The organism is Sinorhizobium sp. 6-70, assembly GCF_030124375.1.
Classification (GTDB): Bacteria; Pseudomonadota; Alphaproteobacteria; order Rhizobiales; family Rhizobiaceae; genus Sinorhizobium.
The window spans coordinates 125,300-146,766 of sequence record NZ_JASKLS010000005.1 but is presented as its reverse complement, the minus strand read 5'-3'; the positions used below and the strand labels follow the sequence as shown (position 1 = coordinate 146,766).

Sequence of the window (21,467 nt, the reverse complement as noted above, 5' to 3'; positions counted from 1 at the left end):
TTGTGCCTTTTGTCACCAGAATGCCAATTGTAATCGATTAGTGTTGCGTTGACTTTCAGGGCTGGGCATCGCAAGAAAGTGCCACGCAAATCAAAACGGAGTTCCGTTGGAAGCCGTGTCTAGATATCCTTTTTCCAAAGCGAAACCGGGCCTGGGAACGTTCTGGGCTACCCTCCTGTTTTTATTGGTAACCTCTGGGTCGTTTATCGTCGCTGACGAGGCTCATGCCGATTTTCGTGTCTGCAACGGCACGCAAACCCTGGTTGGCGTGGCGATCGGCTACCGCGCCAAGGACGGCTGGGTGACCGAAGGCTGGTGGCAGGTGCCGGCAACGACCTGCGCGACCCTGATCGAGGGCGAACTTCAATCCAGATATTATTATCTCTACGCGGAAGATGCGGCTCGTGGCGGCCGCTGGACCGGCGGGGTCAACATGTGCGTCGCCGAGAACGAGTTCAAGATCACCGGGGTGCAGGACTGCTTCGCGCGCGGCTTCCAGCGTATGGGATTCAAGGAATATGACACGGGGCGGCAGGGCAGCTGGATGGTTCAGCTTTCCGACACGCCCGGCACGCAGGAAAGCCAGAATTGATGAAGCGGAACAGAAAAGTCAAAATCCTCGCCACGCTCGGACCGGCGTCGTCCGACGAGCAGATGATCCAGAGGCTGCATGAGGCGGGAGCCGATCTGTTCCGTATCAACATGAGCCATGCGAGCCATGACGTCATGCGCTCGCTGATCGAGAAGATCCGCAGTGTCGAATCCCGTTGCGGCCGACCGATCGGCATTCTGGCCGATCTGCAAGGTCCCAAGCTGCGTGTCGGCAAGTTTGCCGAGGGCAAGGTCGAGCTCAAGATCGGACAGACCTTCACGCTCGACAACAAGGAGATCCCTGGCGACAACACTCGCGTCTATCTTCCCCACCCGGAAATCCTCGAGGCGGTGAAGCCCGGCGATCGCCTGCTGATCGATGATGGCAAACTGCACCTCAGGGCCGAGAAGACGAACGGCAAGAGCATTATCACGACCGTTGTTTCCGGTACGAGGATATCGGACCGCAAGGGCGTGAGCCTGCCTGACACGCTGCTCGGCGTCGGCGCGCTGACCGAGAAGGACCGCGTCGATCTCGATGCCGTGCTGGCGACAGGGCAGGTCGACTGGGTGGCGCTCTCCTTCATTCAGCGGCCGGAAGATCTCGCCGAAGTCCGCAAAATCGCCCGCGGCCGTGTCGGCCTGATGTCGAAGATCGAAAAGCCGCAGGCGATCGAACGCATCGACGAGATCATCGAGCTTTCGGACGCGCTGATGGTAGCGCGCGGCGACCTCGGCGTGGAGATGCCGCTCGAATCCGTTCCCGGCCTGCAGAAGCAGCTGACGCGCGCCTGTCGGCGCGCCGGCAAGCCGGTGGTTGTCGCCACGCAGATGCTGGAGTCGATGATTTCCTCGCCGGTTCCGACCCGTGCGGAGGTGTCCGACGTGGCCACGGCTGTATTCGAAGGCGCCGACGCCGTGATGCTTTCGGCCGAATCCGCCTCCGGCGAGTATCCGGTCGAGGCGGTTTCGACCATGGCTTCGATCGCGAGCAACGTCGAGCGCGATCCGCACTATTCGGGCATTATCTATGCGCAGCGCACGCCGCCGGAGGCGACCGGCGCCGACGCGATTTCTCTCGCTGCGCACCAGATCGCCGAGACGCTGAAGCTCGCGGCGATCGTCTGCTATACGTCATCCGGTGCAACGGGCTTGCGCGCCGCACGCGAGCGGCCGCAGGTGCCTGTCATCGCGCTGTCGCCGATCGTCGAGACCGCAAGGCGCCTTTCGGTCGTCTGGGGCCTGCACTGTGTCGTCACCGAGGATGCAAAAGATCTCGATGATATGGTCAACCGGGCCTGCCGCATTGTCGCGGCGGAGGGTTTTGGGAAGCCCGGCGACCGCATCATCATCTCCGCCGGTGTCCCGCTCGGAACGCCGGGTGCCACCAACATGCTGCGCATCGCCTATATCGGCTCGGACGGGCTGACCGGCGTATAAGGCTTTTCCTGCATTGAAGCGTCGTTGACCGCGAGGCGGGCTTCGGCCCGCCGTGCTGCCTCCTGGAGGTCCCGCGGCTTGCCCGCCAGTTTCTCGATCGCTGCAACGACGAGGTCTGTCACCACGTAGTCCGGCTTGTGGCCGAGATTGGCAATCCATAACAGCTCCGATCCGGCAATGTCGCGCGCCAGACCGCGCGCATGGATGTCGGCCAGAACGATGGCGTCGCTGTCGCCGGTGATGATGACCGTCGGTGCCGCGATCTCGGCATAGCGCGGAGAGATATGCGTCACATAGGCATGCAGGTTGGCAACGTCGATCGCATTGTTGAGAAAGGTCATCGGCCGCAGCACCAGATGCGGAGCGGTCTTGCCGATATAATCCAGCGGGCGCTCATTGGGTGAGAAGATCGAGCGTGTAGCGCTGTCGATGCGGCGCAGGCCGAGCGGGGTGGCGACGGTGTGGGCGAAGAGCCAGCCGAGACCGGGCAGCGTCGCCAGCGAGAAGTACCAGTCGACTCCGCCGGGCCAGGGATGTGTCGCCGGTGCGAGAAGAACGACCCCCGCGGTTCGTTCGGGGTGATGGAGCGCAAAACTGGCGGCAATCGCAGCGCCGAAGGAATGGCCGACGATGATGGCGCGATCGATGCCGCGTGTTTCCATGAGTCTGGCGATCGCCTCCGCCTGACCGTCCGGCCGGCCATTGACGGTTCCGCCGCGCTCCGAATAACCGTGACCCGGCCTATCGACGAAGAGCAGCTCCGCCCGGCCCTCAAGCGCCGGCCTGAAAGCATGCATCTGGTCGAGCAGATTGCCGCCGGCACCGTGGATGAAAACGATCGGCGGGAGATCGGGGCTGCCGGGCGGGGGGACGTGGACGCAGTTCATGCGGAAGCCGCCGACATCGACGAGGTCGCCAAGGTTGGGGAAGCGGGCGGAGATGCGTCGTGCCTGCCAGACACTATAGCCCACGCCGGTGATCGTCAGGGTGGCGAGAAGCAGCAACGCCGCGAGCATGATCGGATCGGTCTTCCCCAATTGCGTTGAGAAGGATGCAGGTTCTACGCATGTGCCCTTGGAAGCAAGCCCCTGCAGGCTTGCGCTATCCGGATCACTTCGGCGAAGCTGCCTCGTCTAGAGCGCCGTGCGTTCAAGTGAACGCACAGAGGACGCTCTAGCATTTTGATTCTAGAGCATCTTATCCGCTTTCAGTGATCCCACTTGAAAGCGGGACGCTCTAGGATGGATAACCTTGTCGTACCGGTTCAAGTACGGCTGCCCGCGAGCTTCTCGGCCAGTTCGCCAAGCTGCTCCTGTGCCTTTCGATCCGACGGGTAGATGTCGAGGAACTGTTGCCAGGCACGCATCGCCAGCTCGTCCTTGCCAGCGGCACTGAGCATCGTAGCCATGCCCGCAAGGGCACCGAAATGCCGCGGCTCGATCGCGAGCACGCGATTTATGTCGGACATCGACTTGCGGTAGTTGCCCATTTGATAGTGCAAGGTGGCGCGGCGGTTCCAGCCTTCGACGTAATTCGGAGCAAGAGCGATCACCTGATCGAGAATGTCGAGCGCAACGGGTTTCTTGTCGTCGGCGATCGCCTTGTCGGCCCATTGCATCAGGAGGTTCACCGTGGCGCTGCCGGAATCCTGCCATTCCAGGCGGATGCGGTCGGCCACCTGCCGCGCCTTGGCTTCATCGCGTTCCTTCTTCAGGTCGGCGAACAGGGAATCGAGACGCTGCTTCGGTGTGGTGAGGTTTGCTGTTTCCGTCTGCGGCGCGGGTTCCGCTGCCCAGAGCGGATTGCCGGGGAAGACGGCGAGCGCGGCAAGACATGCCAGAATCGAGGTCACAAAAATACGCATGGCAGACATCGTAGTCCGCCATGGAACAAGATCAAATCAAATATGGGGGATCACCAGGAGCGAACCGCCAATCAGGCAGGGCAACGCGATTGCTGCCCCGGGCGTCAGCCCTGACGTGCCTTGAAGCGCGGGTTCTGCTTGTTGATGATGTAAACGCGGCCCTTGCGGCGAACCAGACGGTTTTCGCGGTGACGGGCCTTCAGCGACTTGAGCGAATTCTTGATCTTCATTTTCCTGATCCGCAGGTTTCGGGGAACGAAAATTCGCCCGGTAATCTCTAACAATCAAAAGCGCGCCATTCAGCGCGCTCTAAGTAGGCAGGCACATACCGTGTCGCCCTTATTGTGTCAACCGCAAGACAGGGGATTTTCCTTCCGCACAGCGCAAATCTGTGGGCATTCCCTCAGCTCAGGCGGGTGAAATGGCCCATCTTGCGGCCGGCGCGTGCTTCGGCCTTGCCGTAAAGGTGAACGAGCACGTTGCGCTCGGAAAGCAGGCCTGGGACCTCGGCAATATCGTCGCCGATGAGGTTCTGCATCACGCAGTCCGAATGACGCGACGGGTCGCCGAGCGGCAGGCCGGCGATCGCGCGGATATGCTGCTCGAACTGCGAGACGACGCAGGCCGCTTCCGTCCAGTGGCCCGAATTGTGGACGCGCGGAGCGATCTCGTTGGCGACGACGCTGCCATCGGCCAGCACGAAGAACTCGACTCCGATCACCCCGACATAGCCGAGCGCGTCGAGTATGGCGGTCGCCGCCGCCCGCGCGGCCTCTGCCGTCGCGGCGCCCACCGACGCTGGTACGGTGGACGTATGCAGGATGCCGTTCTGATGCACGTTCTCTGCCGGATAGCAACAGCCGCTTCTACCGCCGGGGCTGCGTGCAGCGATGATCGAGATCTCGCGCTCGAACGGCACGAAGCTTTCGAGGATGAGGGGAACCTGCCCCAGCGCCATGAAGGCCCCGGCCGGGTCGTCCGCAGGCGAGCGGAACACGCGCTGGCCCTTGCCGTCATAGCCGAGCCGGCGGGTCTTGAGGACGCCTGCGCCGCCGAAGTCGGCAAGCGCCAACTCCAGGTCGACCTGGCTGTCAACGGCGTGAAAGCGCGCCGTGGCGATACCGCAGTCGTTGATGAAACGTTTCTCCACGAGCCGGTCCTGCGCCACTTCCAACGCTTTCGGCGGTGGGAAGACCGGGCGCGAGGCCGCCAACCTTATGGCTGCGGAGACAGGTACGTTTTCGAACTCATAGGTGATGAGGTCCGAGACCGCGGCGAGCTGGTCAAGCCCGTGCGCGTCGTCGTAAGGCGCGACGATCTGGGCGTTCCCGACCTGTGCAGCGGGACAGTCCGGTTGCGGTTCGAGGATGACGGTGCGGAAATTCAGGCGGGCAGCCGCCATCGCCAGCATGCGGCCGAGCTGACCGCCGCCAATGATGCCGATGGTCTTCATGCCTCGTCCACCGGGTACTCGGCTACCGAGACGGTCTGCTGTTCGCGCCAGTCGTCGAGGCGGTCGGCGAGATCGTCGTCGCCGAGGGCGAGGACGGCGGCGGCAAGCAGCGCCGCATTGATCGCTCCCGCCTTCCCGATCGCCAGCGTGCCGACGGGAATACCGGCCGGCATCTGCACGATCGAAAGCAGGCTGTCCTGACCGGAGAGCGCCTTCGACTGTACCGGGACGCCGAAGACCGGCAGCGGTGTCATCGATGCGCACATGCCGGGCAGGTGCGCCGCGCCGCCGGCGCCGGCGATGATCACCTTGAAGCCTTCGTCACGCGCGCCCTTGGCGAAGCTTACGAGCCGGTCCGGTGTGCGGTGCGCGGAGACGATGCGGGCCTCGTAGGCGATGTCGAGCGCTTCGAGCGTGTCGGCCGCGTTCTTCATCGTCTCCCAGTCCGACTGGCTTCCCATGATGATGGCGACGGGCGGGGTGGTCGTGTCTGTCACGTCGGTCTTGATCCGTTTCAGGCGATGATGTCGGGGATGATCTGGTCTTCGATCTTGCTGATCTTGTCCTTGATGGCCAGCTTCTTCTTCTTCATGCGCTGGATGCGCAAGGCGTCGCAGCCGGTCTCAATCATGGCGTTGATGGCGACGTCGTAGTCTTCATGTTCCTGCCTCAGGCGCGCGATGGTCAGTCTGAGTTCGGCCTGGTCCTGGTCCGGCATGCAAAACGATCCCCATAAGCCCGATCGCATTTGATCTGCGATCCGGAATTTTCATGCGCCGCTCTACCACATCTTGGGCGGTAACGGGAAGTTATCAGACGTCATCATTTCGCCTTCGACAAATGAAAAATGGCATGGCAGACTGGTAAGGTTACAAACCATGGACCATCCGGCATTTACCTGCCGGATGCAAGCAAAAGGAAGGGACTGCCAAATGACCATTGAGGCTCATCTTGCAACGCTTGAGAAAAAACATGGCGCCCTGGAACAGGAGCTCCACGCAGCTCTCAACTCACCGTCCTGCGAGGACGAGTTGATCAGCGACCTCAAGCGGAGGAAGCTGCGCATCAAGGACGAAATCGAAAGACTCCGTTCCTCGACTCACTAATTCTGAACGGTATTTCGGGTGGCGTTGTCTTCTTTCCCAGTGACAACGCAACAAGGTCAAGAACCAATCCCATCACGGAATATACGGAACACTCGACCGGGCCTGACGCCCGGTCTATTTCTGTCGGGCATCCAGTTTCAAACCTTCTTCCTTATGCATGTCGTTATCCCAAAACCACTGCGCACTTTTGGGCGACATGCATTAGGACCAAAACTGGTCGAGCCACAGGTTCAGCTTGTCAAAGCCCGGCTTGTGGATCGCATAGATCCGCCGCGTTCCGCTCGATGAAACCGACACGAGATTGCAGTCGAGCAGCGCCTTCAGGTGCTGCGACACTGCCGGTCGGCTGATTGGCAGGCCTTCGGCCAATTCGTTCACCGTCTTCGGCGCGCGTCGGAGTTCCTCCAGCAGGTAGCGCCGGTTCGGATCCGCGATGGCATCGAATGGGTCCGCAATGGTCATGGTCGAAAGTTAAGCGAATTCTCCATAAGCGGCAAGAAAATTGTGCGATGCGGCATAATCGATTTTGCCCTGCAGCAATCTCCTGTGCGTCACCTGCCGGCCATGAGGTGCGCAAGGCTGTCCCAGACGAGTCTCGACCCGGCGAGAAAGGCCATCGTGTACATGAAGGGATAGAAGACCTGCGGTTTCATCCGGCGGACGATCCAGGCGCCGCAGGCAGTCGCCACCATCGCCAGCGGAAAAAGCGTGGCGGATGTCTTCAGGTTGCTGATATCGAGTTGGCCGAGGGCGAAATAGGGAATGAGTTTCACCGCGTTGAGCACCGCGAAGAAGCGCACGATGGTGCCGGTATATTCACGCGGATCGAGCTTCAGCGGCAACGCATAGATCTGAAAAGGCGGGCCGCCGGCATGGGCGACGAAGCTGCCGTAACCGGCAAAGGAGCCCCAGAGGGCGGCGGGGCCGGCGCGCTGCGTCTTGGGGGCGATCGGGGCACCATTGCGGCTGCGCCAGACGGTATAGACATAGCGCAGCACGAAGAGGACCGTAATGAGGCCGATGATTAGCCTCAAGGCGTCGCGCGGCACATAGGCGGAGGTCGCCCAGCCGATGGCGATGCCGGCGATCGCGCCGGGCAGCAGCATCGTGAGCGTTTTCTTGTCGCCGTGTTTGCGCCAGATCCACAGGGAGACGATATCCATGGCGATGAGGATCGGCAGCAACAGCGCTGCCGCCTGAACAGGCGATACCGCCATCGACAGGATCGGAACGCCCATCAAGGAAAGCGCCTCTCCCATGCCGCCCTTGCTGAGGCCGACGAGCAGGACTGCGGGGATGGCGACGAGATAGAAGTCGAAATCGGGAAGCATGTGTGGCGGTTGATCCTTTTGTCATCTCCGTCTATCGGTTTTCCCGAACGAAATCGAGTGGCGGCTTTCGCGCCTACAGTGCCGCGCGTCAAATCGGACGCGCTACGGTCGCTGTAGCACTTTGAAGTGCTGCATGATTTTGTCCTTAAATCGATTCCGATTTAAGCAATCATGCAGTGAAGCAGGCGCCGCCAGGGAACGGATATCATGAGCAATGTAGAAAACCGCTGCCGCCTCGTGCTGGTCGTGCCGGATATGCCGGATCCCGCACAGCGTTCGAAGGTGCTGGCCGACGCTTTGCGGGGAGGCGACGTGGCGTCCGTCATCCTGCCGCAATACGGCCTCAGCGACGCCGAGTTCCAAGAGCACGCCGACCTCTTGGTCCCGGTGATCCAGAAGGCAGGGGCGGCGGCGCTGATCGAGGGTGACACGCGCGTCGCGGGACGCGCCAAGGCGGACGGCCTGCATATCGCCGGGGGACCCGATGTGCTCGGCGATGCGATCGAGAAGCACACGCCGAGGCTGATCGTTGGAGGCGGCAATGCCTCCGACCGCCACCATGCGCTCGAAATCGGCGAAGTCAGGCCGGATTACGTCTTCTTCGGTCGCACCGATGGCGACATCAAGCCGGAGCCGCATCCGAAAAATCTGGCGCTTGCCGAATGGTGGGCATCGATGATCGAGATCCCCTGTGTCGTCATGGGCGGCACGGATCCACAGTCGGCGCTTGCCGTCGCCGAAACGGGGGCGGAATTCGTGGCGCTGCGTCTCGCCGTCTTTGGCGACCCGGAGCAGGCGCCGGCGGTCGTCGCCGCCGTCAACGCGCTGCTTGACGAAAAAGCGCCATGGTTTGAAGATTAAGACGGTCCGATGTTAAGCCGCTTGTCGTCGAAGCCCAACCGGGTTGCAGTCCTTCTCATGGCCGTCGCACTCGCGGCAGCGCCGGTTCGCGCGCAGCAGCCGGCGACGGGCGCGCCTGCGGACGAGGGGGGCTCGGACGAGGGGAATGTACCAAAGCGCGGGCGGATTACACCCTTCAACGGAGCGATCCTTCCGGAAGGTGCGGCCCCGCAGCAGAAGCTCGAAACCCCGGCGCCGAAAAAGACGACGGCCGGAGACGGCAACACGCCTTCCAAGGGCGTCAATGTCATCGACCGCATGGGCGCGCAATTGCCGGCGCTTCCGGCGGAAAAGCCTTTCACCGGAAAGGTGGACGATGCCTATGGCGCTTTCCAGCGCGGCTACTATCTGACGGCGATGGACCTGGCGCTGCCGCGGGCGCAGCTTGGCGATCCCGCTGCCCAGACGCTGGTTGCATCGATCCTCGAGCAGGGCCTTGGCGTTGCCCGCAACGCCGAGCAGGCCGCCTTCTGGTACGGCCAGGCTGCCGATAACGGCGATCCGGCGGCCATGTTCAAATACGCCCTGATCCTGATGGAGGGGCGCTACGTCAAGCGTGACAGGAAGAAATCCGAAGAGCTGATGAAGAAGGCGGCCGATCTCGGCAATGCTTCGGCCCAGTTCAATTACGGGCAAACGCTGGTTGCCGACATGCCGGGCGAGAAGGGCCTGAAGGCGGCAATGCCCTATTACGAGAAATCCGCCGAGCAGGGCATCGCGGACGCGCAATATGCCCTCTCGCAGATCTATATCAATGTCGACGGCATAGAGGAGAGCAAGCGCGCGCGTGCCCGCGAATGGCTGCTGCGCGCCGCCCGCGCCGGTTACGATACCGCACAGCTCGACATCGCCATCTGGTTCGTCGAAGGGATCGCTGGCGACCGCAACCTCGAAGAAGGCTTCGCCTGGATGAAGCGCGCGGCGGAAAGCGGCAATGTCGTCGCACAGAACCGGCTGTCGCACCTCTATGTCAATGCGATCGGCACGCGCCCGGATCCGGTCGAGGCGGCGAAGTGGTACGTGCTGTCGCGTCGCGCCGGCCTCAAGGACGATGCGCTCGAGGACTTCTATCTCGGCCTCAACGAAACGCAGCAGAAGTCGGCGCTCGCCGCCGCGAACAAGTTTCGTTCTTCCTGACGCGGGCTGCGCCAGGGTGACAGTCACAGGCGCGGTCTACAGGCCGCAATGCTATTTCGCTTGAACTTCTGCGGCTTTTGTGGTCTTGAAGCCGCGGTTTTGTCCGCAGCCTCCCATTTCCGATTTCGGCCCTGCGGACGGAGTGACTTCACTCGGTTTTTTGACGACGAAACTCGCAGCTTCCCTTGCGCCTAGCGAGATACGTCATAGAGGTTCAATGTCCGGTTCGAGAGCGCTCGACCGGCCTTCGCTATCATAAGGATCGCCACATGGCCCGTTCTGCCCTTCTCAACGTCATGGTCCAGGCCGCGTTCAAGGCCGGCAAGTCGCTGGCGCGCGATTTCGGCGAAGTGCAGAACCTCCAGGTCTCACTGAAGGGGCCCGGCGACTATGTTTCCCAGGCCGACCGCAAGGCCGAACGGATCATCCGCGAAGAGCTGTTGAAGGCGAGGCCGACCTATGGCTTCCTCGGCGAAGAGGGCGAGGAGATCAAGGGGACCGACGGCGCGCATCGCTGGATCGTCGATCCGCTCGACGGCACGACCAACTTCCTGCATGGCATCCCGCATTTTGCCGTTTCGATCGGGCTGGAGCGTCAAGGCGAGATCGTCGGTGCAGTCGTCTTCAATCCGGCAACGGATGAACTCTACACCGCCGAGAAGGGCGGTGGTGCTTTCCTCAACGACCGCCGGCTGCGCGTCGGCGCCCGCAAGAACCTTTCGGATGCCGTCATTGCCACCGGGACGCCGCATCTCGGCCGCGGCAATCACGGCAAATATCTGATCGAACTTCGCCATGTCATGGGCGAAGTCGCCGGCATCCGGCGTTTCGGTTCCGCCTCGCTCGATCTCGCCTACGTGGCCGCCGGCCGCTATGACGGCTACTGGGAACGGGACCTTGCCGCCTGGGATATTGCGGCCGGCATCCTGCTTATCCGCGAGGCCGGCGGCTGGGCAACCGATGTCGACGGCGGCAGCAAGCCGGTCGAGGACGGCTCGGTCGTTTGCGGCAACGAGTATATCGCCAAGGCGCTGCGTGACGTGATCCATCGCCCGGTTCCGGCGAAGTAACCAACAGCCTGCTCGTTGGGGGTTGCAGCCTCCGGTGCGTTATGTCCCGGAGGCCATCGTTTTCCCTTCAATTTGGCGCAAAGTTCCACTAGTCTCCGGGCCGGAGCGGTGCCGTGCCGCGGCCGACTACGCAATTCTCGAGTCGGACTTGATTTCGAGAAATGCCGCGGCAATTCAAAGTGTTGCGGCAACCCTTGCGTGTCTGAGGGGCGCGCGGTGCTGGAATGAACCCGGGAGTCTGGCTAACCTATGACGAAACTCAATCTGTCCGGATGGAGCGATCGGGAGAACGTGGAGGAGAACTACAATCCGCACAAGCTCTCGAGCCCCATGCCCTATTTCTGGACGATGGTCCTCTTTCTGATCATCGTCGGTTTCGTCGCCGCCATTCTCTTCCGGCAGGCCCGTGATGCCTTCGCCGGCAATCCCGGCCTCAATGGGCTCATTCTCGGTGTTCTGCTGATCGGCATTCTGCTCGCCTTCAACCACGTCCTGGGCCTGCGGCCCGAGGTCCGCTGGTTCAATTCGTTTCGTGCCGCGGGAAGCGCCGACAAGGTCGGGCGCGATCCGGTGCTGCTCGCGCCGATGCGGTCGCTGATCGGCGGTCGCCAGACGACGGCGATTTCTACGATCGCGCTACGCTCGATCCTTGATTCCATTGCGACGCGCCTCGACGAATCGCGCGACATAACCCGATACCTCGCCGGCCTTCTGGTCTTCCTCGGCCTGCTCGGCACCTTTTGGGGTCTGCTCGGCACGATCGGCTCGATCAACACCGTCATCCAGTCCCTGGATGCCGGCAGCGGCAGCACGGAAGATTTGCTTGGCTCGTTGAAGAGCGGCTTGTCCGCGCCGCTCAGCGGCATGGGAACGGCTTTTTCCGCTTCGCTCTTCGGCCTTTCCGGATCGCTGATCGTCGGTTTCCTCGACCTGCAGGCCGGCCGCGCCCAGAACCGCTTCTATACGGAACTCGAAAACTGGCTTTCCTCGGTGACCGATGTCGGGTCGGGAATCTCCTCGCCGATCAGCATTTCCGGAGAGCCGCCCATCGAGGAACTGCGTCGGCTGACCGACCAGCTCACGCGGCTCAACCAGGAAGGCGGCGCCAACCAGCGCACGACGGCCGCAATGGCCTCATTGGCCGAGGGCATCCAGGGCCTCGTCAAGAATATGCGTGGCGAGCAGCAGATGCTCCGGGACTGGATCGAGGCGCAGCAGGAGGAAGCAAAGGCGATGCGCAAGACGCTCGATAAGCTGACGTCGCGCATCGGCCAGGCCGAGAGGATCACGGTGCATGGCGACAAGTCGCTTGCGCAGCTTAGCCGCGTAGACGAGAGCGGAGGCGACTGAGCCCATGGCCCTCGCGCGTAAAGGTCGCAGTCACCGAACGATCGATTATTGGCCTGGCTTCGTCGACGCGCTGTCGACGTTGCTGATGGCGATCATGTTTCTCTTGAGCGTCTTCGTGTTGGCGCAATTCCTGCTAGGGCGGGAAATCAGCGGCAAGGACGAGGTGCTGAACCGGCTGAACAGCCAGATCAACGAGCTGACGCAGCTTCTCGCGCTGGAAAAGAGCGGCAAACAGGATCTCGAGGATTCGCTTGCCAACCTCCAGGCTTCGCTTACCCAGTCCGAAGACGAGCGCTCGCGCCTGCAGGCGCTGCTCGACCAAGGCGCCGGCAGCACCGAAGCGGCCAACCAGAAGATCGGCCGGCTGGGATCGGAACTGGAATCCGAAAAGCAGGTCAGCGCCCGTGCGATGAGCCAGATCGAGCTCCTGAACCAGCAGATTGCCGCGCTACGCAACCAGATCGCGGCGATCGAAGGGGCGCTTCAGGCATCGGAGGCAAAGGATCAGGCGTCCCAGGCGAAGATCGCCGATCTCGGCCGCCGCCTGAATGTCGCGCTCGCCCAGCGGGTGCAGGAGCTTAACCGTTACAGGTCCGACTTCTTCGGTCGACTGCGGGAAATCCTTTCCGACCGCGAGAACATCCGCATCGTCGGCGATCGTTTCGTCTTCCAGTCGGAAGTGCTCTTCCCGTCGGGCAGCAGCGACCTCAATCCGGAGGGGCAGGCGGAGATGGCGAAGCTCGCCGCGGCGCTTCTCGATCTCGCGAAGGAAATCCCCGCCGAGATCAACTGGGTCCTGCGCGTCGATGGCCATACCGACAATGTACAGCTTTCAGGATCCGGCCGTTTTGCCGACAACTGGGAACTGTCGTCCGCCCGCGCGACATCGGTGGTGAAGTTCCTGATGTCCAGGGGCGTGCCGGCGGATCGGCTCGTCGCTGCGGGCTTCGGCGAATTTCAGCCCATCGCCGAGGGTGACAACCCTGAAGCTCGGGCACAGAACCGGCGCATTGAGCTGAAGCTGACAGAGAAATAGCGACAGCTCCGAGCCCTTGAATTGACCTTGACGTCTGCGTAACAGTTACGTCGAAGGATGCTGCTGCATGATTCCGTGAATCGGACCCGATCAAGGTAAAATCATGCAGCAATTCAAAGCGCTACGGCGGCCTTTGTGCGTCTGAAAGACGCACGGCGCTGCAGGGAGGGCGCCTTTCATGGATTGTGATGTACTGGTTATCGGTGCGGGCCTTGCCGGGCTCGTGGCGGCGTCCGAAGCTGCGGCCCGTGGCCGTAAGGTGATCGTTCTCGATCAGGAGGGGGAGCAGAATCTTGGCGGCCAGGCTTTCTGGTCGCTTGGAGGCCTGTTCTTCATCGACAGTCCCGAGCAGCGGCGCATGGGAATTCGCGATCATCGCGATCTCGCGCGCCAGGACTGGATGGGTTCGTCGCAATTCGACCGGCCGGAAGACCATTGGCCGCTGCTCTGGGCCGATGCCTATCTCGATTTCGCCGCCGGCGAGAAGCGCTCCTGGCTCCATTCGCTTGGGCTTCGCTGGTTCCCGGTCGTCGGCTGGGCCGAACGCGGAGGCGGGCTCGCCCATGGTCATGGCAATTCGGTTCCACGCTTTCACGTGACCTGGGGCACCGGCCCAGCCGTTCTCGAACCCTTTGTCCGACTCGCTCGGCAAGCGGAAAGCCGCGGCTTGCTGCGATTCCGCTTTCGCCACCGGGTGGACGAACTGTTGACGACCGATGGTGTAGTGACAGGCGCGCGCGGGGCGATCCTGAAGGCGGACCTGGTGGCGCGGGGCGAGCGCAGCGCCCGCGACGTCGTCGGTGACTTCGAGATCTCGGCCGGAGCGGTCATCGTGAGCTCCGGCGGCATCGGCGGCAATCACGAGCTCGTGCGCCGAAACTGGCCGCGCAAGCGGCTCGGGCAACCGCCGGCGGCGATGGTGAGCGGCGTACCGCATCATGTCGACGGCCGCATGCTCGAAATTGCAGCCCGAGCACGCGGCTCCGTCATCAATGCCGACCGCATGTGGCACTACACCGAGGGCCTCAGGAATTTCGACCCGATCTGGCCGGATCACGGCATTCGCATTCTGCCGGGGCCGTCCTCATTCTGGTGCGATGCCGAGGGCAACCGCTTTGCAGCACCCGCGATGCCGGGTTTCGACACGCTCGGTACCCTGGAGGCGATCCGCCGCAGCGGCCACGACTACAGCTGGTTCATCCTGACAAGAGCGATCATCAAGAAGGAATTTGCTCTTTCCGGATCGGAGCAAAATCCCGATCTGACCGGCAAGAGCCTGGCGCTTCTCCTCAAGCGGCTTGGGCGAAATCCGCCCGGCCCGGTCCAGGCGTTCATGGACAAGGGCGAGGACTTCGTCGTCCGCGACCGACTGGAGGACCTCGTCGAGGCGATGAATCGGCTGACGGGCGAGAACCGGCTTTCGGCTCCACATCTCAGGGCGCAGATCGAGGCGCGCGACCGCGAGATCGCCAATCCCTTCTCCAAGGACGCCCAGGTGATCGCGATCCGCGGGGCGCGGGCCTATCGCGGTGACCGGTTGCTGCGAACCGCGAAGCCCCACCGTCTTCTTGACCCGAAGGCCGGTCCGCTGATCGCTGTTCGGCTGCACATCCTGACGCGCAAGACGCTCGGCGGCCTGCAGACCAATCTCTCCGGCCAGGTGCTGGAGCTTTCCGGCGAGCCGGTGCCGGGGCTCTATGCGGCGGGCGAGGTGGCCGGCTTCGGTGGTGGCGGCATGCATGGATACAACGCGCTCGAGGGGACCTTCCTCGGCGGCTGCATCTTCTCTGGCCGCGCCGCGGGGCGGAATGCGGCAGAGGGTGTTTGAGTCCGTAGAACAACTTGGCGAATGTGATTGCCCCTCTCCTCGGGTTTAACCCGAGGACTAACCCTCTCCCCGCATGCGGGGAGAGGGGACTTGGACGCTCGATGGTTGCCGCGAGTCTCCTTCGCCCCGCTTGCGGGGAGAAGGTGGCCGGCAGGCCGGATGAGGGGTGTTTGAGCGTCAATCCATCTGGATATTGGCGTCGCGGACGACCGGTGTCCATTTTGCGAGCTCGGCCTTGACATGCGCGGCGAGTTCCTCGGGCGTCGAGCCGACGATCTTCGCGCTGAACTCCTCCATGCGCTTCTGGACCGCCGGATCGGCAAGCGCCTTCTTCGCCGACTCGTTCAAGCGCGCGATCACCGGCTGGGGCGTGTTGGCCGGCGCAAAGAGCGCGTTCCACGTATAGGTCTCGTAGCCGGGGATGCCGGATTCGGCGATCGTCGGAATATCGGGGAACGACGGGGCGCGTTCGGCGGTCGTGACCGCGAGCGCCCGCAGGGTCCCGGCCTTGATGTGTCCCGACGACGAGGGAAGGTTGTCGAACATGATCGGAACCTGGTTGCCGATGACGTCGTTCAACGCCGGCCCGGAGCCCTTGTAGGGGATATGCTGCATCTCAACGCCGGCCATCTTCTTGAAGAGCTCGCCCGAGAGGTGAAGCGGCGTGCCGTTGCCGGATGAGGCGTAGCTGTATTGGTCCGGCGCCGCTTTGAGCAGGGCGAGCAATTCTTGGACATTCTTGGCCGGCAGTTCCGGATTGACGACCAGCACGTTCGGAACGATCACGAGGAGCGAGATGGGCGCGAAATCCTTCTCGGGGTCATAGGGCTTCGTCTTCAGGATCAGCGGGTTGAGCGCGTGGGTCGCGACGGTAGCCATGAGTATCGTATAGCCGTCCGGGTCGGCGCGCGCGACGTTGGCCGCCCCGAGATTGCCGCCGGCACCCGCCACGTTCTGGACGACCACCTGCTGGCCGAGATCCTCCGACATTTTCTGGGCGATGATTCTCGCGACCACATCGGTCGAGCCACCGGCAGCGAAGGGGACGACCAAGGTTATTGACCGGTCCGGAAACTCCTGCGCTTGCGCCGTCGTGCCAAGGCTCAGCGCAGAAAGCGCGGTCAGCCCGAAGGCGATAGCGGCGCGGCGGGTCAGTCTCGTGAATGCCATGCGGAAATCCTCCCAAACTCATCGTGACGATGCCGGCTGCGAAAGGCCGGGTCCTTAAGAATAGGGTCCGGCTCTCGCTGTGCAATGGCGGAGGGTGGATCAGCCGCGGTTGGACGACGAAAGTCTAAGTCCGTGCCGCCACGAAGATCGATTCCGCGCCGTGGTCCAACTGCAGCCGGGCGAGTTTCGCGTAAAGACCACCATGGCGAATCAGCGAGGCATGAGTGCCTTCCTCGACGACGCGGCCATGATCCATGACGAGGATGCGGTCGGCCTTGAGCACGGTCGCCAGCCGATGGGCGATGACGATGGTCGTGCGCTGCCGCATCAGTCCATCGAGCGCCGTCTGCACCAATGTCTCGCTCTCGGCGTCGAGCGCGGAGGTTGCCTCGTCCAGGAGAAGGATCGGCGCGTTCCTGAGGATTGCCCGCGCGATCGCGATGCGCTGGCGCTGACCGCCGGAAAGTGTCACCCCGCGCTCGCCGACCTGCGTGTCGTAGCCCTGATCCAGCTTCGTGATGAATTCGTCGGCCTGCGCGGCGACGGCTGCTGCGCGCACGGCTTCCCGGCTCGCATCCGCTGCGCCGAAGGCAATGTTGTCGTGCACGGAGGTGGCGAAGATCGTCACGTCCTGCGGCACGATGGCCATGCGATCACGCAAGTCCTTGGGGTCGACCGTGCGGGCGTCGATGCCGTCGATGGTAACCGTGCCTTTGACCGGGTCATAATAGCGCAGGAGCATCGAGAAGACCGTGCTCTTGCCAGCGCCCGAGGGGCCGACGATGGCGACGGTTTCTCCCGGCTTGACCGCAAAACTGAGCCCGTTCAGGCTCTTGTAATCCGGGCGCGCGGGATAGGCGAAGTGGACATCGGCAAAAGCAATGGCGCCCTGGGCCGGCACCGGCATTGCGACCGGATGCTCGGGCGCCTGGATCTGCGGCACCTCGGTCAGCAGTTCGTTGAGGCGCTCGGCGGCACCCGCCGCCTGCGAGAGCTCGCCCCAGACTTCCGAGAGCGCACCGAGACTGCCGGCGGCGAAGACCGAATAGAGCAGGAACTGGCTCAGCGTGCCCGCCGAGAGCGTACCGGCAAGCACGTCGCGCGCGCCAAACCAGAGCACCGCGACGACGCTGCCGAACACCATGGTGATGGCGAATCCGGTGAGGATCGACCGGGCCCTGATCGCCGCGCGGGCGGCACCATAGGCGTCTTCCACCGCGCTGCCGAAACGTCGGTTGGCGCTTTTCTCGCCGTTGAAGGCCTGGACCGTGCGGGCTGCGGCAATCGCCTCGCCGGCATAGGCGGAGGCTGTGGCAAGAGTGTCCTGCGCTTGCCGTGAGCGCCGGCGGACAGACCGGCCGAAACCGACGAGAGGGAAAACGATGACCGGGATCGCGGCAAGCACGAGGCTCGAAAGCTTCGGGCTGGTATAGATCATCATGCCGATCGCGCCGAGACAGAGGATCAGATTGCGCAGCGCCACCGAGGCGGTGGCGCCGACGGCAGACTTGATCTGCGTCGTGTCGGCGGTCAGGCGCGAAACGATCTCCCCGGACTGGTTGACGTCGAAGAAGGAGGCGGAAAGCCGCGTGACCTTCGCGAAAACATCGCGGCGGAGATCGGCGACGATGCGCTCGCCGAGCGAGATGACGAAGTAGTAGCGGGCGGCGCTGGCGAGCGCGAGAACAACGGCCAGCACCATCAGCATGGAGAAATAGGTATTGATGAAGCCGGAATCGGAATTGGTGAAGCCATTGTCGATCATCCGCCGGACGGCCAACGGCAGCGTCAGCGTGGTGACAGCGGCGACCGTCAGTGAGATCGCCGCTCCGACCACCAACCGGCGATAGCGCGCCAGGTATGGCAGCACTGCGGTCAGCGGGCGAATGGATCTGCGTGCTGGCGGTTGGTTTTCTCGTCTCGACACATGACCCCCGATCGCCTACAGGCACCGCGCGTCCGATCGGACGCGCTATGGTAGCTGCAGCACTTTGAAACGCTGCATGATTTTGTCCTTAAATCGATTCCGATCTAACGAATCATGCAATAGCGCGGAAGGGCTTCCTTATAAGTCTTCCGCGCGGCACTTGTTATCCCGCAGACCTTCATGTATAGGCACGGCATCGAATTGGGGAGCCGTAGCCTAGTGGTGGTCTGCGGCTTCATTTACGTGTTCGGTCCCAAAGTCGCAATGCCTTGCGACAATTGGACCCTGGAACTCTAGGAAGATTGTTATGAAGGCAGACATCCATCCCGACTACCACATGATCAAGGTGGTCATGACCGACGGCACCGAATATGAAACCCGCTCGACCTGGGGTGCGGAAGGTGCAACCATGAACCTGGAAATCGATCCGAAGTCGCATCCGGCCTGGACGGGCGGCAACCAGCAACTGGTCGACCGCGGCGGCCGCGTCTCCAAGTTCAAGAAGCGCTTCGAAGGCCTCGGCCTCTGATCGCTCGCCTTTCCGGCGTGTTCGAAGCCCGGCTCTGCCGGGCTTTTTTGTTGCCGGCCGCAAGCCGCACCGCGGCCAACACGAAAAACCCGGCGCATGGCCGGGTCCGAAGTTGTCTGGGAAGATCAGTGTGCCGGCGTCAGTTGGTGCCGAAGGCAGTCTGCAGCAGTTTGATCTGCGCCTTGACGCCGTTCTGGTTGTCCGGAACGAAGGTCGTCGCCTCCTGCGGCCGGTAAATCTCGCGGTCGAGTATGGCGACGCGGTTCTGCAGACGGAGCGACCGTTCGATAAGGTCGCGGAACATCTCGGGAAGATCGTTCCAGCCCGGCGCGCTGCGATCGACATTGAAGCTGTCGAGGCGAACCTTGCTCTTTTCCGACAGGACCTGATCGCGGCTCATTTCACCGTTGTTGACGGCGCGCTGAAGGAGGAGCCAGGAAGCCATCTGCATCAGGCGCGTGGTAAGCCGCATCGACTCGGCGGCGTAGAGCACCGAGGCCATGCGCGGCAGCGCCTTGGAGGCCAGGCGGCCCGGTCCGTCGAGATAGCTTGCGGTTTCCTCGACCAGGCCCATCCCTTCTGCATAGAGTGCCTTGAACTGCGCCGAGGACGCAGCGTGTCCCGCGAAACTGACGGTATTCAATCCTCTCTCGGACATGGCCTGTTTTCCCTGGTTCAAACGCATCACGGTCAGGTAACGGGCGACTCCGGGAAAAGCTCCCCTTGGTCCCCTCTATGGTTGAAGAATGATCCCTTACCGTATTCCGCGCAAGGGTATTCTTAAGAAAGGGTTAATCTCCACAATTCTTTGAAATGCCCTGTTCACTACTGCATGATTCCTAGAATCGGAGTCGACTTGCGGACAGAATCATGCGGCAGTTCAAAGTGCTTCAGCGTCCCTTGCGCGCGAATAGGGCACGCGGCGTTGAAGACAAAAAAAGAGCCGCGAAAAGCGGCTCTCAAGGTAAAACAGGGAGAAAAATCAGACCCATTCGCCAGTCGGAGAAAATGTCTGAGTCCGGGGGAACCGGATGACTCGACAATCGCCGAAAATGCTTAATTTGCCGTTAAGTTGCTTTCGCTTAGGGTCGCTTGGCAGGAAGCGCGAATACAAAGAAGGCGCATTCAAGTCGTGATCGATTCTTATGAGTTGAGACGCGAGATGCGGGCGGAAAACCGCGCACACTTTTCCTCGTCCCGCTCTACCGAAAGAGCTTGTCGGCCGCGGAGCGGCTTGCCGACTTGCGGGTCCGTTCAGCTTCCAATCGCGCAATCTCCTCCGTCAGCAGCGCGATGCGCGCCGTCAGTTCATCGACCGAGAGCAGCGACAGATCGCTGCCGATCTCGTGGGCTGTTTTCTTCTTTGGAAGGTCGTCGTCAAACAGGCTCATTCGATCTCTCCTCCTCCTCGGGGTTGTCGCTGACATCCTCGTCACGCAGTTCATCCAGCGGCGCGGCACGCGGCGAAAGCTGGAGGCTTTCCGGCGTCGTCGGCGTACCGGCATTGACCGGCGAGAAGGCGTCGCGTTCGGCGACCGGAACCGGCGCACGCCGGCGGCTGCGAACCATCGCGTAGGCGGTGATCAGCATATGCGCGCAGGCGGTGATCATGAACAGGCCATAGGGTCCTGTCGCGGTCATCACCGGTCCACCGATCGTCGGGCCGATGATCGTGCCAATACCGTAGAGCAGCAAGAGGCCGCCCGAAACCTTGACGAATTCTTCCGGCGTGGCGAAGTCGTTGGCGTGGGAGACCGCGATCGGATAGAGCGCATTGGCGGCGGCACCGTAGATGGCGATCAGCGTCAAGACGATCCAGACCTGGCTCGGTTCGACGAGGAAGATCAGAAGACCCGCAAGTGCGCCGATGCCGGCCAGCACGGCCAGCACGTAACGGCGGTCGACACGGTCGGAAATTCTGCCTGCAGGCAACTGCATGACGGCTCCCGAAAAGATCGCCACGCTCATCATCGTCGCGACGGTGCTGTCGGAAAGACCGGCCTGGCGGCCAAAGACGGCGCCGAGCGTGCCGAAGGCGCCGTTGGCTATGCCGACCAGCAGGATGCCCAGGAAGGAGACCGGCGAATTGTGATAGAGGCCGCGCAGATCGAGCCGGACCTGTTTCAGTGGTTGCGGCGTGGCGGCCTTGGAGAGCAGCGTCGGCAGCATCGCGACGCAATAGAGAATGCCGCAGATCATGAAAAAGAAGGTCGTCGTCGTCTCGCCGAAAGGAATCATCATCTGGCCGCCGACAACGCCGAAAAGCGTGATCGCAATATAGAGCGAGAAGATCACGCCACGACTTTCATTGGTGGCGCGCTCGTTCAACCAGCTCTCGATGATCATAGACGTGCCGGCCGTCGAGAAACCGGTGACCGCGCGCAACGCGACCCACCAGATCGGATCGACCATGATGCCGGTGAGCAGAGCGATGATCGCGATCAGGGAAGTGAAGACACTGAAGGCACGCACATGGCCGATACGCTTGACGACGTTCGGAGCGAAGAAGCAGCCGAGAACGAAGCCGGAGGCCCAGGACGTGCCGAGAAGGCCGAGAATAGTCGTCGGATATCCCTCCGCCGTGCCGCGGACCGGCAGGAGCAGACTTTGCAGACCGTTTCCAAGAAAGAGAAACAGGGTACCAAGCAGGAGTGCGGTGACGGGAAGCAGGTTCTTTCTCATCATCAATCCGAAAATCGTTCTGCCGTCAGCAAGGTACGGACGGACTCCCGCAA

At 62.4% G+C, this 21,467-nt stretch carries 23 protein-coding genes; 10 read left to right on the top strand and 13 right to left on the bottom strand.

The features are described from left to right. Window positions 1–175 precede the first annotated feature (175 nt). Together QN222_RS12340 and pyk are read left to right on the top strand one after the other, a co-directional pair. Window positions 176–592, top strand: a complete 417-nt coding sequence (locus tag QN222_RS12340) for a DUF1036 domain-containing protein (protein WP_336621025.1) — start codon at window positions 176–178, stop codon at window positions 590–592. Next, window positions 592–2,031: a pyruvate kinase gene (gene pyk / locus QN222_RS12335; protein WP_283961354.1), complete on the top strand. Its 1,440-nt coding sequence runs from the start codon at window positions 592–594 to the stop codon at window positions 2,029–2,031. The genes QN222_RS12340 and pyk overlap by 1 nt, the downstream gene beginning before the upstream one ends. Here the strand turns inward: pyk and QN222_RS12330 are convergent. The 6 genes from QN222_RS12330 to QN222_RS12305 all read right to left on the bottom strand — a co-directional run bounded on the left by QN222_RS12330 (window position 1,998) and on the right by QN222_RS12305 (window position 6,066). Beyond that, a complete protein-coding gene (locus QN222_RS12330; protein WP_283961353.1) occupies window positions 1,998–3,047 on the bottom strand; it encodes an alpha/beta hydrolase in 1,050 nt (349 codons plus the stop codon). The two genes, pyk and QN222_RS12330, sit on opposite strands and share 34 nt — an antisense overlap. A 248-nt stretch (window positions 3,048–3,295) precedes the next feature. Further along, window positions 3,296–3,904 (bottom strand): hypothetical protein, encoded by a 609-nt coding sequence (locus QN222_RS12325; RefSeq protein ID WP_283961352.1) that lies wholly within the window; start codon window positions 3,902–3,904, stop codon window positions 3,296–3,298. Between the two features lie 95 nt (window positions 3,905–3,999). Further along, the gene (gene ykgO / locus QN222_RS12320; protein WP_119256688.1) at window positions 4,000–4,125 is read right to left on the bottom strand and encodes a type B 50S ribosomal protein L36; all 126 of its coding nucleotides are present in this window, start codon (window positions 4,123–4,125) and stop codon (window positions 4,000–4,002) included. A 173-nt stretch (window positions 4,126–4,298) separates the two neighbouring features. Then, window positions 4,299–5,348: a 5-(carboxyamino)imidazole ribonucleotide synthase gene (locus QN222_RS12315; RefSeq protein ID WP_284005452.1), complete on the bottom strand. Its 1,050-nt coding sequence runs from the start codon at window positions 5,346–5,348 to the stop codon at window positions 4,299–4,301. After that, a complete protein-coding gene (gene purE / locus QN222_RS12310) occupies window positions 5,345–5,809 on the bottom strand; it encodes a 5-(carboxyamino)imidazole ribonucleotide mutase (protein ID WP_173510144.1) in 465 nt (154 codons plus the stop codon). The genes QN222_RS12315 and purE overlap by 4 nt, the downstream gene beginning before the upstream one ends. A gap of 53 nt (window positions 5,810–5,862) precedes the next feature. Further along, window positions 5,863–6,066 (bottom strand): YdcH family protein, encoded by a 204-nt coding sequence (locus tag QN222_RS12305; RefSeq protein WP_012709331.1) that lies wholly within the window; start codon window positions 6,064–6,066, stop codon window positions 5,863–5,865. A 214-nt stretch (window positions 6,067–6,280) separates the two neighbouring features. On the opposite strand from QN222_RS12305, the gene QN222_RS12300 reads away from it, so the two are divergent. Then, window positions 6,281–6,454 (top strand): YdcH family protein, encoded by a 174-nt coding sequence (locus QN222_RS12300; protein WP_173510145.1) that lies wholly within the window; start codon window positions 6,281–6,283, stop codon window positions 6,452–6,454. 201 nt (window positions 6,455–6,655) lie between these two features. On the opposite strand, the gene QN222_RS12295 is transcribed toward QN222_RS12300, so the two are convergent. After that, window positions 6,656–6,916, bottom strand: a complete 261-nt coding sequence (locus QN222_RS12295) for a metalloregulator ArsR/SmtB family transcription factor (RefSeq protein ID WP_153436425.1) — start codon at window positions 6,914–6,916, stop codon at window positions 6,656–6,658. Window positions 6,917–7,005: 89 nt separating this feature from the next. Beyond that, window positions 7,006–7,785: a sulfite exporter TauE/SafE family protein gene (locus QN222_RS12290; RefSeq protein WP_283961350.1), complete on the bottom strand. Its 780-nt coding sequence runs from the start codon at window positions 7,783–7,785 to the stop codon at window positions 7,006–7,008. A 207-nt stretch (window positions 7,786–7,992) separates the two neighbouring features. Between QN222_RS12290 and QN222_RS12285 the strand changes: the two genes are divergently transcribed. The 6 genes from QN222_RS12285 to QN222_RS12260 all read left to right on the top strand — a co-directional run bounded on the left by QN222_RS12285 (window position 7,993) and on the right by QN222_RS12260 (window position 15,106). Continuing rightward, complete coding sequence (locus QN222_RS12285) at window positions 7,993–8,646, top strand: thiamine phosphate synthase (RefSeq protein WP_283961349.1); 654 nt, start codon at window positions 7,993–7,995, stop codon at window positions 8,644–8,646. A 9-nt stretch (window positions 8,647–8,655) separates the two neighbouring features. Beyond that, window positions 8,656–9,822 carry a tetratricopeptide repeat protein gene (locus QN222_RS12280; protein WP_283961348.1) on the top strand — a complete coding sequence of 389 codons (1,167 nt, stop codon included), beginning with the start codon at window positions 8,656–8,658 and terminating at the stop codon, window positions 9,820–9,822. A gap of 269 nt (window positions 9,823–10,091) precedes the next feature. After that, entirely contained in the window at window positions 10,092–10,892 is an 801-nt protein-coding gene (locus QN222_RS12275) for an inositol monophosphatase family protein (RefSeq protein WP_283961347.1), read from the top strand. Window positions 10,893–11,141: 249 nt separating this feature from the next. After that, window positions 11,142–12,242 (top strand): MotA/TolQ/ExbB proton channel family protein, encoded by a 1,101-nt coding sequence (locus tag QN222_RS12270; protein WP_283961346.1) that lies wholly within the window; start codon window positions 11,142–11,144, stop codon window positions 12,240–12,242. A gap of 4 nt (window positions 12,243–12,246) precedes the next feature. Next, window positions 12,247–13,278, top strand: a complete 1,032-nt coding sequence (locus QN222_RS12265; RefSeq protein WP_180939038.1) for a peptidoglycan -binding protein — start codon at window positions 12,247–12,249, stop codon at window positions 13,276–13,278. Between the two features lie 178 nt (window positions 13,279–13,456). Then, window positions 13,457–15,106, top strand: coding sequence for an FAD-binding dehydrogenase (locus QN222_RS12260; protein WP_283961345.1), 1,650 nt, complete (start codon window positions 13,457–13,459; stop codon window positions 15,104–15,106). Between the two features lie 177 nt (window positions 15,107–15,283). On the opposite strand, the gene QN222_RS12255 is transcribed toward QN222_RS12260, so the two are convergent. Both QN222_RS12255 and QN222_RS12250 read right to left on the bottom strand, forming a co-directional pair. Then, window positions 15,284–16,276 (bottom strand): tripartite tricarboxylate transporter substrate binding protein, encoded by a 993-nt coding sequence (locus QN222_RS12255; protein ID WP_283961344.1) that lies wholly within the window; start codon window positions 16,274–16,276, stop codon window positions 15,284–15,286. Window positions 16,277–16,400: 124 nt separating this feature from the next. Continuing rightward, window positions 16,401–18,203: an ABC transporter transmembrane domain-containing protein gene (locus tag QN222_RS12250; RefSeq protein WP_283961343.1), complete on the bottom strand. Its 1,803-nt coding sequence runs from the start codon at window positions 18,201–18,203 to the stop codon at window positions 16,401–16,403. 307 nt (window positions 18,204–18,510) lie between these two features. Between QN222_RS12250 and rpmE the strand changes: the two genes are divergently transcribed. Then, complete coding sequence (gene rpmE, locus QN222_RS12245) at window positions 18,511–18,732, top strand: 50S ribosomal protein L31 (protein WP_153436416.1); 222 nt, start codon at window positions 18,511–18,513, stop codon at window positions 18,730–18,732. A 139-nt stretch (window positions 18,733–18,871) separates the two neighbouring features. Here the strand turns inward: rpmE and QN222_RS12240 are convergent, their stop codons facing one another. The 3 genes from QN222_RS12240 to QN222_RS12230 form a co-directional block, all read right to left on the bottom strand. Next, window positions 18,872–19,390 (bottom strand): DUF1465 family protein, encoded by a 519-nt coding sequence (locus tag QN222_RS12240; RefSeq protein WP_283961342.1) that lies wholly within the window; start codon window positions 19,388–19,390, stop codon window positions 18,872–18,874. A 544-nt stretch (window positions 19,391–19,934) separates the two neighbouring features. Continuing rightward, on the bottom strand, window positions 19,935–20,123 hold the full coding sequence (locus QN222_RS12235; protein ID WP_180939033.1) for a DUF1192 domain-containing protein: 189 nt from the start codon (window positions 20,121–20,123) through the stop codon (window positions 19,935–19,937). Beyond that, window positions 20,110–21,414, bottom strand: a complete 1,305-nt coding sequence (locus QN222_RS12230) for an MFS transporter (RefSeq protein WP_283961341.1) — start codon at window positions 21,412–21,414, stop codon at window positions 20,110–20,112. The genes QN222_RS12235 and QN222_RS12230 overlap by 14 nt, the downstream gene beginning before the upstream one ends. Between the last annotated feature and the right edge of the window lie 53 nt (window positions 21,415–21,467).

What these genes read in the sequence shown, in the direction of transcription:
- QN222_RS12290 (WP_283961350.1), bottom strand. Translation starts at nt 7,785, where the DNA reads ATGCTTCCCGATTTCGACTTCTATCTCGTCGCCATCCCCGCAGTCCTG.
- QN222_RS12235 (WP_180939033.1), bottom strand. Translation starts at nt 20,123, where the DNA reads ATGAGCCTGTTTGACGACGACCTTCCAAAGAAGAAAACAGCCCACGAG.
- ykgO (WP_119256688.1), bottom strand. Translation starts at nt 4,125, where the DNA reads ATGAAGATCAAGAATTCGCTCAAGTCGCTGAAGGCCCGTCACCGCGAA.
- QN222_RS12270 (WP_283961346.1), top strand. Translation starts at nt 11,142, where the DNA reads ATGACGAAACTCAATCTGTCCGGATGGAGCGATCGGGAGAACGTGGAG.
- QN222_RS12255 (WP_283961344.1), bottom strand. Translation starts at nt 16,276, where the DNA reads ATGGCATTCACGAGACTGACCCGCCGCGCCGCTATCGCCTTCGGGCTG.
- QN222_RS12330 (WP_283961353.1), bottom strand. Translation starts at nt 3,047, where the DNA reads ATGCTCGCGGCGTTGCTGCTTCTCGCCACCCTGACGATCACCGGCGTG.
- QN222_RS12230 (WP_283961341.1), bottom strand. Translation starts at nt 21,414, where the DNA reads ATGAGAAAGAACCTGCTTCCCGTCACCGCACTCCTGCTTGGTACCCTG.
- purE (WP_173510144.1), bottom strand. Translation starts at nt 5,809, where the DNA reads ATGGGAAGCCAGTCGGACTGGGAGACGATGAAGAACGCGGCCGACACG.
- QN222_RS12295 (WP_153436425.1), bottom strand. Translation starts at nt 6,916, where the DNA reads ATGACCATTGCGGACCCATTCGATGCCATCGCGGATCCGAACCGGCGC.
- QN222_RS12265 (WP_180939038.1), top strand. Translation starts at nt 12,247, where the DNA reads ATGGCCCTCGCGCGTAAAGGTCGCAGTCACCGAACGATCGATTATTGG.
- QN222_RS12325 (WP_283961352.1), bottom strand. Translation starts at nt 3,904, where the DNA reads ATGTCTGCCATGCGTATTTTTGTGACCTCGATTCTGGCATGTCTTGCC.
- QN222_RS12260 (WP_283961345.1), top strand. Translation starts at nt 13,457, where the DNA reads ATGGATTGTGATGTACTGGTTATCGGTGCGGGCCTTGCCGGGCTCGTG.
- rpmE (WP_153436416.1), top strand. Translation starts at nt 18,511, where the DNA reads ATGAAGGCAGACATCCATCCCGACTACCACATGATCAAGGTGGTCATG.
- QN222_RS12285 (WP_283961349.1), top strand. Translation starts at nt 7,993, where the DNA reads ATGAGCAATGTAGAAAACCGCTGCCGCCTCGTGCTGGTCGTGCCGGAT.
- QN222_RS12275 (WP_283961347.1), top strand. Translation starts at nt 10,092, where the DNA reads ATGGCCCGTTCTGCCCTTCTCAACGTCATGGTCCAGGCCGCGTTCAAG.
- pyk (WP_283961354.1), top strand. Translation starts at nt 592, where the DNA reads ATGAAGCGGAACAGAAAAGTCAAAATCCTCGCCACGCTCGGACCGGCG.
- QN222_RS12240 (WP_283961342.1), bottom strand. Translation starts at nt 19,390, where the DNA reads ATGTCCGAGAGAGGATTGAATACCGTCAGTTTCGCGGGACACGCTGCG.
- QN222_RS12305 (WP_012709331.1), bottom strand. Translation starts at nt 6,066, where the DNA reads ATGCCGGACCAGGACCAGGCCGAACTCAGACTGACCATCGCGCGCCTG.
- QN222_RS12280 (WP_283961348.1), top strand. Translation starts at nt 8,656, where the DNA reads ATGTTAAGCCGCTTGTCGTCGAAGCCCAACCGGGTTGCAGTCCTTCTC.
- QN222_RS12315 (WP_284005452.1), bottom strand. Translation starts at nt 5,348, where the DNA reads ATGAAGACCATCGGCATCATTGGCGGCGGTCAGCTCGGCCGCATGCTG.
- QN222_RS12300 (WP_173510145.1), top strand. Translation starts at nt 6,281, where the DNA reads ATGACCATTGAGGCTCATCTTGCAACGCTTGAGAAAAAACATGGCGCC.